Source organism: Deltaproteobacteria bacterium, from assembly GCA_022340465.1.
Classification (GTDB): Bacteria; Desulfobacterota; Desulfobacteria; order Desulfobacterales; family B30-G6; genus JAJDNW01.
In genome coordinates, this window is record JAJDNW010000098.1 from 1 (window position 1) to 4,740 (window position 4,740).

Annotated in this window: 5 protein-coding genes; 4 read left to right on the forward strand and 1 reads right to left on the reverse strand. The window is 55.4% G+C overall.

Annotated elements, in window-relative coordinates; translation table 11 throughout:
- The 3 genes from LJE94_14560 to pepF all read left to right on the forward strand — a co-directional run.
- On the forward strand, nt 1–586 hold a 586-nt coding region (locus tag LJE94_14560), incomplete at its 5' end, for an HNH endonuclease (protein ID MCG6911329.1).
- A gap of 185 nt (nt 587–771) precedes the next feature.
- Complete coding sequence (locus LJE94_14565) at nt 772–1,239, forward strand: c-type cytochrome (GenBank protein ID MCG6911330.1); 468 nt, start codon at nt 772–774, stop codon at nt 1,237–1,239.
- A 249-nt stretch (nt 1,240–1,488) separates the two neighbouring features.
- A complete protein-coding gene (pepF, locus tag LJE94_14570) occupies nt 1,489–3,348 on the forward strand; it encodes an oligoendopeptidase F (GenBank protein ID MCG6911331.1) in 1,860 nt (619 codons plus the stop codon).
- A gap of 187 nt (nt 3,349–3,535) precedes the next feature.
- Here the strand turns inward: pepF and LJE94_14575 are convergent, their stop codons facing one another.
- On the reverse strand, nt 3,536–4,039 hold the full coding sequence (locus LJE94_14575; protein ID MCG6911332.1) for an alpha/beta hydrolase: 504 nt from the start codon (nt 4,037–4,039) through the stop codon (nt 3,536–3,538).
- 165 nt (nt 4,040–4,204) lie between these two features.
- Between LJE94_14575 and LJE94_14580 the strand changes: the two genes are divergently transcribed.
- On the forward strand, nt 4,205–4,597 hold the full coding sequence (locus LJE94_14580; GenBank protein ID MCG6911333.1) for a histidine triad nucleotide-binding protein: 393 nt from the start codon (nt 4,205–4,207) through the stop codon (nt 4,595–4,597).
- Nucleotides 4,598–4,740: the final 143 nt, after the last annotated feature.

The window sequence follows — 4,740 nt, forward strand, 5'->3', positions numbered from 1 at the left end:
TATTCACACCGAAATCGAGACACTGAAGGAAGACGGCAGCGGCGCCGAGGCGGAGATCGAAGACCGCGGCCACGTTCCCGCGGAAACGTGCCGCCGCCTGGCCTGCGATTGCGCCAGGGTTCACTGGCATGAGAATCAACACGGCGAACCGCTCAATGTCGGGCGCAAATCGCGCACCATTCCGCCGGCGATCCGGCGGGCCTTGAAACGCCGGGACCAGGGTTGCCGTTTTCCCGGCTGTACCTGTAGCCGGTTCGTGGATGCGCACCATATTCAGCACTGGGCGGATGGCGGCGAGACCTCGATGGATAACCTCGTTTTGTTGTGCCGCGTGCATCACCGGCTGGTGCACGAGGGCGGTTTTCACGTCCGCTTCGAAGCGGGCAGGGGCGCCGTTTTCAGCATGCCCGATGGCCGGACCATTCCGCAGGCGCCGGAAACGCGTTCCCGCGGGAACGTTTTTGCGCTCATGTCCGGTAATCGCTTGAACGGTTTGAAAATCACGCCCGGTACGTCAATTCCTGCGTGGCACGGCGAGATAATGGACAACTCAACGGCGGTTGATATGTTGTTGCAGTGTGAATAGGGGTCTTGTCACCCATCGCTTGCGAGACATGGGTGTCCTGACTTTTTCTGCTGACTTTGCCTCCAACCACGGCACTTGATCCTGCCTCAGTTGTCTATACTGACAGACCCACTTGGGTTGGGTCAGTGGAGGAATAAAAACCAAAATAACAAGGTTTTAGAATGCAGCAAAAGGAGAAGGGCGTCATGAAACAAATTTTCCTGATCCCGTTGTTTATTTTGTTCTTTTTACTCGCTTCCTGTAATCATGGGCCAAATTCAGGCCGCGGATTCTCACTTCCGGAAGGCAGTGTCGATAAAGGTCACGCCGCCTTTGTCGAGCTTGAATGCAACACCTGTCATTCGGTTGGTGACATCGAGCATGTTGCCGGGCACGAAGACCCTGACATCAACGTCGCGCTGGGCGGGCAAGTCACAGCCATCAAGACCTACGGCGATTTGATGACGTCGGTCATCAACCCCTCTCACAGGATAAGCCGGAGCCACACCAACCAGAACTTTGTCACCGAGGGTGGCGAATCGAAGATGGTTGTTGATTACGAAACGATGACTGTTCAGCAGTTGGTTGACCTGGTCACTTATCTGGAAAGCAACTATCAATACACGCCCCCAACGCGAAGCGAGTACGCAAGCTATCACGCGACTGGCCAGTAGGAAAAGGCCACCGCTGCCCCTCTCCCCTTACTCAACTAAGGGGCCGGATACATTTTTCAATTTAATGTATCCGGCCCCTTTTTGTTTCTTGCACCGACCCCTTTACGGGGGCGCACTGTCCTGGATGCAAAGGTAAACACGGGAAAAGTCTCTTTCACCGGTACTTTTGGTACTGCCTTGAGAATCATTTTGGGCGATAATATGCGCTTTCTCCCCGGCCTTTCGCGCCGCTCCTGAGAGGAAGTTTAAATGAATAGAATCATCATGTTGCTGGTCGCCATGTCACTGGCTGCAACCAGCCTGGCTCAAGACGAAAAAGACACCTGGAACCTGGCGGATCTTTACCCCACTGTCGATGCCTGGAACAAGGCCAAGGATGCACTGGAGGCTGACCTTGCAAAAATCGACAACTGCAAAGGGCAGTTGGGTGCGAGTGCTGCCAAACTGCTGGAATGTTCCGAGATGCTGAGCGATATGGCCAAGACCTATGCCCGCATCGCTTCCTATGCCGGTATGGCATCCGATGCCGATACGCGCGATGCCGACAACCAGCGGCGCCGCACCGAGGTGCAGATACTCGGCAGCAAGTTCTCCGAGAAAGTGTCTTTTATCGATCCGGAGATTCTCGCGGTCGGCGAAGAAAAGCTGAACGCTTTTTTCGACGAACTGACATCCCTGGAACCCTACCGGCATGACATTGAAGATACGCTGAGGCAATCGAAACACGTGCTGGATGAGGATGCCGAGGCCATGATGGCGGCAACTTCACTGATGCGCAACGCCCCCTCGGATACCTACCGGACACTGGCCAACGCCGATATGCCCTGGCCGACCATCACCTTGTCCAGCGGTGAAGAGGTGCGGCTTGACCAGTCGGCCTACACCAAGTACCGCTCTGTGGATGTTCGTGCCGACCGCCAGGCCGTGTTTGACGCTTTCTTTGGCAAATGGAATGAGTTCGAGCGCACCATGGGCACGACGCTCGCCGGACAGATCAACGCGCATATTTTCACGCAGCGTCAGCGGGGCTATGCCAATTCGCTGAGCGCCTCGCTGGATAACAATGCCATCCCCGAGACGGTTTATCGCACCCTGATCAGCGAGACCAACAATAACCTGGAAACCCTGCACCGTTATTTCCGTTTGCGCGGGCGCATGCTGGGTGTGGATGACCTGCGGTATTTTGATATTTACCCGCCGCTGGTCGACGCCGACCTGGATTTTCCGATTGCAAGGGGCAAACAGCTGACGCTGGAAGCCGTTGCCCCGCTCGGCGGTGCCTACACCGAGGTCATGTCCCATGGCTTCGAAAGTCGCTGGATGGATGTCTATCCACGTCCCGGCAAACGTTCTGGCGCCTACATGAACGGCAGCGCCTATGATGTGCACCCGTACGTGCTGATGAACTACAACGACGATTACGAGTCGGTTTCCACGCTGGCCCACGAATGGGGTCACGCCATGCATTCCTACCTGGCCTCTAAAAACCAGCCGTACCCGACCGCCGGTTACTCGATATTCACGGCCGAGATCGCATCCACCTTCAACGAAGCGCTGTTGCTCGACCACATGTTGAAAAAGGCCCGCAATGACGACGAGCGCCTGTACTATCTTGGCAATGCGCTGGAAGGGCTGCGCGGCACCTATTTCCGGCAGACCATGTTTGCCGAGTTTGAACTGGCCATCCATGAACGTGCCGAGGCCGGTGAGGCGATGACCGGCGCCAAGTTCACGGAGATCTATGGCGATCTGCTGCGCCGTTATCACGGCCATGACGCCGGCGTGCTGACCATCGATGACCTGTACACCGTGGAGTGGGCCTTCATACCGCACTTTTACTACAACTTTTACGTGTACCAGTACGCCACTTCGCTGGCGGCGTCGTCGCTGCTTGCCGAAGCGGTATTGCAGGGCCGCCCCGGGGCAGTCGAAAACTACATGAACCTGCTCAAGGCCGGTGGATCGGATTACCCCTACGAACTGCTGAAACGGGCTGGCGTCGACATGGCCACGGCGGCCCCGTACCAGGCGGTATTCACACGGATGAATGCCATCATGGACCAGATCGAGGGAATACTCGACCGGCGTGAAGAGCCGGCGGCGCCCTGAACTGCAGTCTGATCAAAGCCCCTGAAATGCAGGTGCTGAAAGCCGGGGTCAGAGTAAAGGCAATTTTACTCTGACCCCATTTTTCCATCCTCGAAATCGCCGCAATTACGCTGCACCTGTACATGGTAGACGTGCAGGTGTAACGGGTGGTTGGTCGCGCCCGTCAGGCTGATAGAGCAAGCGCAAGCTAGTCGATTTCAGACAAAGCCCTTTCCAAAAACCCCTCAAACAGCCGCTCGACAACCTCGATAGAGCTATTCAGCGGGTGATCGCCGCTAATCAGGTGTAGCGCGCAATCGGCCTCTTTTGCATACCTGATCGAGTGCTCTGGCGGAATGATGTCATCGGACCAGCCGTGCACGATTTCCAGGTGCCTGTGGCCGATGGGGTATTCTTCCTTATAACCCCTCATATACAAGGCCGGCGCCAGCAGAAATACCGCGTGGGTCTCGACCTCGCCCGAGGCCATCAATGACACGTAGCCGCCCATGCTCGAGCCAACCAGGATGCACTTTTCGTTTTCATTTTTGAGGATACTCACCAGCCGTTCTACCCGCAGGTCGGGGTCGTAGGTGTCGGAGTAATCGATGCTGTCAACTTCGCAGCCATGCGCACTGGCGATCGCTGCCAGTCGCTTTATCTTGTTGCCCCATGGGCCGCTTTCCTTGCCGTGTGAGAAGTAAACTTTCATGATTTTGAACCCTTTTTCAAACTTTGGTCGCAACATGCGACAATTGGGGTTTGTGTCATTTTACCCTGACCCCAATTTACACTTATCCGACCCGGCAATCAGGAAATAACCATGAAAGGTGTTCCAACAGGTTCCCCCGTTGCAATTCTGTTCAGATTATTAATCATGCTGCTGCTCAGTTGCTTGGCACATGCTGAAGAGCGGGTCGATGCAGCGGCTGACTATGATACGAACAATGTTTTTGCCCGAATCCTGCGTGGTGAATTACCGGCGGATATCGTCTTTGAGAGTGAATACGCACTGGCATTTCATGACATCAGCCCGAAGGCGAGGGTGCATGTGCTGGTCATTCCCAAGGGGCCTTACACGAATATATTGCAATTCAACCAGAATGCCAGCAGCGAAGAGAAACTTGGCTTGCTCGATGCGATCAGCCAAACCGCCAGGATCATGGGGGTGGATGAGTCGGGTTTTCGACTTGTGAGTAACACTGGACGCGACGGTGGGCAAACAGTGCCGCATTTGCATTTCCATCTCATCGGCGGTGAGCATCTGTGATAAAACTCAGGACACCCATCACTTGTGAGACATGGGTGGCCTGACTGCTTAAAATCTTTGCGCATGGTCGAAAACAGATTTGCTCAACCAGCCTCTCCGGTCGCGTACTCCACCGCCTTCTCGGCATGAATCCCCGTCGTATC